Origin of the sequence: Alteromonas sp. Cnat2-8, from assembly GCF_022348355.1 — a bacterium.
GTDB lineage: Bacteria > Pseudomonadota > Gammaproteobacteria > Enterobacterales > Alteromonadaceae > Alteromonas > Alteromonas macleodii.
Genome location: NZ_JAKREX010000003.1, coordinates 614,591 through 620,614, shown reverse-complemented (window position 1 = coordinate 620,614; position 6,024 = coordinate 614,591). Strand labels below are relative to the sequence as shown.

The window sequence follows — 6,024 nt, the reverse complement described above, 5'->3', positions numbered from 1 at the left end:
CAAGCTCGCAGTCTGGGTATAGAGAAACATTAAATTTTCAAAAATTCGTACGTGATATCACGAATAAAACTTGTGTTTCTTGATCCTACGCAATAAACTTTCAGTAATTTCTGAAACTTCTGGAAGGTAAAAATGAAAATGACGCCTTTAATTACATCTGCGGTTATGCACTTTGGCGAAATGGGAAGTCGTTGGGGTTTCAACAGAACAGTTGGGCAAATTCTAGCGCTTATTGTTTTAAACGAAGAGCCCATTTCAGCGCAGGAAATTGCGGATGCGCTCAACATATCCAGAGGCAATACCAGCATGGGTTTAAAAGAGCTTCAGTCATGGCGCTTAGTCAAACAGCATCTTGTTCCTGGTGAGAGAAAAGAGTTCTTTATTCCGGCTGGCGATATTTGGACATTGGCCAATAGAGTATTTGAAGAACGAAGAAAGCGCGAGATAGACCCAACCATGAGCCTACTGCGTGATTTGTTGCTTGACGCACCTGCCAATGAAAAAGAGGCAAATGCACAACATAAACTGAACGAAATTCACGATTTACTCGAATCAATTACGGCATGGTCTGAAGAGCTTCAAAATCTTGGGCCTGAAAAGTTAAACACGTTGATGAAGTTGGGTTCTGGCGTGGGCCGTATGCTTGAGCTTAAGGACAAGCTACTTCCGGGGAAAAACAGCGTTAACTAAGGGGGCCTTCTGTGGATGCATTCTTGCTGTCTCGTTTACAATTTGCGTTAAATATTAGTTTTCATATTTTGTTTCCAACCATCACCATGGCGATGGGCTGGTTTCTATTTTACTTCAAGCTGCGCTCTAATATTTCAGGTCACCCTGTGTGGATGCGTATGTATCGCTTTTGGGTACGTGTCTTTGCCCTAAGCTTCGCCTTGGGTGTAGTAAGCGGCGTCACCATGTCATTTCAGTTTGGTACTAACTGGCCTGGATTTATGGAGAAAGTAGGTAATGTGGCGGGGCCACTGTTAGGTTATGAGGTACTTACCGCCTTTTTCTTAGAAGCCACGTTTTTAGGCATCATGCTGTTTGGCATACGCCGTGTTCCGAACTGGCTGCATACGGCTTCAACCCTTATTGTTGCACTTGGCACCACTACTTCTGCGTTCTGGATACTAGCTTTAAATAGCTGGATGCAAACCCCACAGGGTTTTGAAGTGGTCGACGGCGTTGTGTATGCCACAAACTGGAAAGAAATTATCTTTAACCCATCTTTCCCTTACCGCTTTGTACATATGATGTTAGCGTCTGGACTGACGGCCAGCTTCCTGATAGCTGGGCTTTCGGCCTACCGCATGCTTAAAGGCGACGACAAGCTTGCGCCTAAGCTCGCGCTTAAAACCGCCACCTATACGGCGGCAGTGTTAATACCGCTACAAATTTTTGCTGGCGACATGCATGGTTTAAATACGCTTGAGCATCAGCCTCAGAAAGTAGCGGCGATGGAAGGACTTTGGGAGACCACTGAAGGTGCACCTTTGTTACTTTTTGCAATTCCTGACGAAGAAAGCAAAGAGAATCATTTTGAAATTCCCATTCCCTATGGTGCAAGTTTAATTCTTACTCACGAACTTAAGGGCGAGATTAAGGGGTTAAATGAGTTTGAAGGAGAGCATCCGCCCGTTGCTCCTGTTTTCTTCGGTTTTAGGGTTATGGTGGGTATGGGCATGTTGATGCTCGCTGTGTCATGGCTTGGCAGTCTTTATCTTATGCGTAACAAAGACTTCCCAATTTGGCTTAAACGCACGTTTGCAGGCATGGCGTTTAGCGGCTGGATTGCTACGTTAGCAGGCTGGTACGTAACGGAAATAGGCCGTCAGCCCTATTTGGTAAGTGGTGTATTAAGAACCGCTGATGCCGTTACCCAGTTACCACCGGCGAATATTGCTCTGTCGTTCACGCTCTATCTTGTTATCTATACGGTGCTTCTAATCGCATACATGGGAACACTTATGTTGATGTGCAGAAGAGCCGTTGAAATTGAAGAGATAACGACGGAAGAGCGCGAAGTTGCCAAGGCAAAAATGCAACCTACTGACCCAGACCCAAGCACGGTTTAAGGAGAGCAAACATGTTTGAAAGTGTATCAGCAGAAATGCTCGGAAATATTTATGTGGGTTTACTTGGTTTATCTGTATTGCTGTACGCCATTTTAGATGGCTACGACTTGGGTGTGGGTGTACTTATTCCGCCAAGAACAGAAGCGTTTCGCGATGACATGATAGCCTCCATAGGCCCTTACTGGGATGCTAATGAGACGTGGCTTGTGCTCGCCATAGGTCTACTGCTTATTGCTTTCCCTGAAGCCCATAGTGAGTTTTTACAAACCTTGTACTTGCCTGCAACCTTCATGTTATTAGGGCTTATTTTGCGCGGCGTAGCGTTCGATTTTCGCGCCAAGGTTGTGCAGGTGAAAAAGCGTAAGTGGGACATGGTATTCAAATACGGTTCGCTTTTAACCACATTAGCTCAAGGGTATATGTTAGGTATATACGTGACGGGGCTTCGCACAGATATTTGGGCGCAAGGCTTTGCACTTCTCGCTGCATTTGGTGTTACGGCTGCTTATGCGTTTATTGGCTCGTGCTGGTTAATACTTAAAGGCGAAGGTGAGCTTCAACAAAAAGCGTATTACTGGGCCAGAAGAGGTTTAGGGGTACTGGCAGTAGGGATTGTCGCGGTAAGTATCGCAAACCTAACCTTACACGATGACGTGCGAGATTTATGGTTGTCTGCTCCTTGGGGCTATGTGCTTTTCGCTATTCCAGTAGCGTGTTTTGCGCTCTTAGCACTATGTGGTGTGTTGCTTAAAAAACTGCCTGATGCACAAGGGAAAGGCGAATGGCTTCCGTTCTTTATTGCCCTTCTAGTATTTTTACTTTGTTTCACCGCATTTGGCATAAGCTACTATCCGTTTATCATCCCTGGACAGATGACGGTGATGGATGCGCTTAGTGATGCAAGCTCTCTGCGCTTCTTGCTTGTTGGCGTAGTTATTGTAGTACCTATTATTTTGGCTTATACGGCCATGGTATATAAGATATTCTCCGGTAAATCAGAGAAGCTTTCTTACTACTAGCCTTTGTTAATGGGATCGCAGCAGATCCCAATTACTTGAAACAATAGTGAACATCATTGAAATTCAATGGTGTTCACTTTCTATTCAGCGCTATACTAAACGCTGTACATTGCGAGTTTCTTGCGGTTCCCGACGCCTTTCCTGTGCTTGGGGCATTTGCGGCGACCAGTATCCCCAATCCACGAACTCGATCTGAAAACCTGCGATCAAAATATGATCCTTTCCCTCGAACAATGTATACCAATGACTAGAGGATGTTTAGCGTTAGCTAGTCTACCCTTAAGGTGTGATCAAAATTTAAACGTTACTTACCGTTAAATATTTTGTTGACATCAAACTGTAATATTACTATATTTTATTTGGGGCAATTTTTAATAGAAGGAGCCAATACCATGGAAAATGTATTCCATTCGTTCTCACGGTTCTTCAAGCGCGCGCACCCCTACACAGTCGCTCACTATATCGGCCGTAAAAATGCGCAGCGTATCTTAGGATGTAAAATCAAAAAGAAATCCAAGATATTTGCCGACCAGCACGTTGAAGACCAAAATCATTAATTTATATGGGGCCCGTCAAACCGGCCCCATTTTTTTAGCTCAATTTAAATCTATTAACGTTTTCCTGAAGGTTCTCAGCCAGGCTGAATAAGCTTTTCGCTTCACTATTCACATTGGTATTCGCGGCTTTTACTTGATCGCCCAGCATTTGAAAATCTAGTGCCCCTTCGCGTGCAACTTGCACCTGATCTTTAGCGAGTTGTACAAGAGCAGAAGCCTCATTGCTCACCTCAACTAACGATAAAACACTTTTGCGTCCGTCTTCCAACGTAATCACCAGCTCATTGGCAAGCCCCAATGCGTTGTGTGCCTTGTCTTTATTCGAAGTCATAGTTTGTACAGAATCACGAATTGACTGCACTATTTTTTCTAACATGGCATTAATTTCAACTGTCGATTGATGAGTTCTTGATGCTAGCGTACGCACTTCATCCGCCACCACCGCGAAACCTCTACCCGACTCTCCTGCTCTTGCCGCTTCTATTGCAGCATTAAGTGCCAATAAGTTAGTTTGATCAGCAATCTCAGCAATGGTTTTCACCACACTCGATACGTTTTTTCCATCGCTTTGCAGCTTATCTAACGTAGTAGCAGTTTTATCAATGTTCAGGGTTAAATCAGAGATGGCGCGCGCTGTGGTTTCCACATCCACCTTACCTTGCGCTATCTGGTGGGCACTACCTTTCGCTTGTTCCGCAGCTTTTATAGATAGAGTAAGGCTTTGTTCCATTTCATCAGACAGATTATCCATGACTGACACTAGCTGCTTGATGTCTCCTTGAAAGCTTAGAATAGCGGTTGAAGAGTGTGATGTTGCACTGTTAAGTGTTTGTGATGAGTGGTTCAGGTCATTCACTGCATGTTGAAGGTCAGTCATTCCCTTGTGAAATACGGCTAGTAGACCTTGAACGCTATGCGTTATCGCGTGGAGTTCTTGTAAATTTTGAGTAGGTAGACGTGACTGTAAATTGCGTGTTTTTGCAATATCGTCAAGCCTCTTAGCCATCTCTTCGATAGGACTTGCGATATTCCGCTTAGCAAGTATGTAGCCCATTATGGATACAGCCAGTAGCAATATGATTAGGCTGTAGATAGTGAACTGGCTCACACTGAGTTCAGCAGAAATAGCCATGGTTCGAGAGTTCGCAGCACGCTCAACACCCGAGCGTACCCCAGTTAAAAGTGCATTTAGTTCAGATGCTGCTTGGGTAATAACTTGAAGATTTTCCCGTGCAATATCCCAATCTATAGATGTTGCTGACATCGTTTGCTGTAAAGACGCAGCTGACGCAACCAGTACATCAAATTTTTCTTGAGCGGCGTCGCTTCCCATATAGCTGAATTGGGAAAATTTGGCGTTGGTCTCGTCGACGAGCCGGTCTTTCTGTCCGTTATATTCGCGACTATTTATTGTGGTTCCGTATAAGGAATACGCGATAAGCACCAACTCTTTGCTTTGAGTTTGTATATCATCGATAGCGCTTAACGAGGGTAATGTTTCATCCACGTAGGCTTCTACTAAGTTTTCGACATTGGCGTTGTTCTTTGTCAATACAATTGCCGCGATGAGCGACACAATTACAACGAGAAGATAACCGAGCAAGATTCTTTGCTTGATGGTTTTAAACATATAACCCCCATATTATTTAGGGGCACGCCTATACTTGTCGCACGTCTCTGCACCCTTTTCTATTCGTGGTAGGACAAAATATATACTTCTCCTACAATTGAACAAAAATAGACCGCTACGGTTGCTTTTTTCTTTCAGATTTTTAATCGTGAAGTTATCGAATTTATGTTATTTGGTGTCTTCAACTGCAAGTTGCCTCATCTATCACCGAAGGTATTGAGAAAACCAACGCTAATTATGAGGGGTTAAATATGGTTAAGCGGTACCGAGGTTGTGTACTTAATCTGCTCCATTGCAAAGCTTGAAGTGACGTCGGAAAACTCTATACCGTTAACCAATCGCTTATAAAAATGATCAAAGCAATCCATATCGGTAACGAGGACTTTTAGCAGGTAATCGTATTCGCCAGACATACGATAGCATTCAACAACTTCATCAAACGACGCGGCGTGCTTGGCGAAACTTGCCAGCCACTTTCCATCATGTCTGCCCGCTTTTACTTGCACGAAAACGGTCATGGCCAGCCCCAGGTGTTTTGCTTGCAACAGCGCTACTCGCCTAGAGATTATGCCCTTCTCTTCTAGCTTTTGAATACGCCGCCAGCAGGGCGTTACCGTAAGCCCAACTTGCTCAGCGATTTCTGCGACAGGCGTGTCAGCGTTATTCTGTAGCATGGCCAAAATGGCTTTATCTATTGTGTCTATACCGCTTGTTTTTTCACTACGCATAGTGAGATGTTGCCC

General features: G+C 44.3%; 6 protein-coding genes. 4 read left to right on the top strand and 2 right to left on the bottom strand.

Annotation, left to right across the window (positions count from 1 at the left end; genetic code table 11):
* Nucleotides 1-132 precede the first annotated feature (132 nt).
* The 4 genes from MHN00_RS10535 to MHN00_RS10520 all read left to right on the top strand — a co-directional run bounded on the left by MHN00_RS10535 (nt 133) and on the right by MHN00_RS10520 (nt 3,651).
* Nucleotides 133-690, top strand: a complete 558-nt coding sequence (locus tag MHN00_RS10535; RefSeq protein WP_014999724.1) for a MarR family transcriptional regulator — start codon at nt 133-135, stop codon at nt 688-690.
* Nucleotides 691-701: 11 nt separating this feature from the next.
* Nucleotides 702-2,075, top strand: coding sequence for a cytochrome ubiquinol oxidase subunit I (locus tag MHN00_RS10530; RefSeq protein ID WP_014980453.1), 1,374 nt, complete (start codon nt 702-704; stop codon nt 2,073-2,075).
* A gap of 11 nt (nt 2,076-2,086) precedes the next feature.
* On the top strand, nt 2,087-3,094 hold the full coding sequence (locus tag MHN00_RS10525) for a cytochrome d ubiquinol oxidase subunit II (protein ID WP_101566066.1): 1,008 nt from the start codon (nt 2,087-2,089) through the stop codon (nt 3,092-3,094).
* A gap of 392 nt (nt 3,095-3,486) precedes the next feature.
* On the top strand, nt 3,487-3,651 hold the full coding sequence (locus tag MHN00_RS10520; protein ID WP_014950935.1) for a hypothetical protein: 165 nt from the start codon (nt 3,487-3,489) through the stop codon (nt 3,649-3,651).
* A 34-nt stretch (nt 3,652-3,685) separates the two neighbouring features.
* On the opposite strand, the gene MHN00_RS10515 is transcribed toward MHN00_RS10520, so the two are convergent.
* Together MHN00_RS10515 and MHN00_RS10510 are read right to left on the bottom strand one after the other, a co-directional pair.
* Nucleotides 3,686-5,281: a methyl-accepting chemotaxis protein gene (locus MHN00_RS10515; protein ID WP_101566068.1), complete on the bottom strand. Its 1,596-nt coding sequence runs from the start codon at nt 5,279-5,281 to the stop codon at nt 3,686-3,688.
* A 245-nt stretch (nt 5,282-5,526) separates the two neighbouring features.
* Nucleotides 5,527-6,009, bottom strand: a complete 483-nt coding sequence (locus MHN00_RS10510) for an Lrp/AsnC family transcriptional regulator (RefSeq protein ID WP_014950937.1) — start codon at nt 6,007-6,009, stop codon at nt 5,527-5,529.
* Nucleotides 6,010-6,024: the final 15 nt, after the last annotated feature.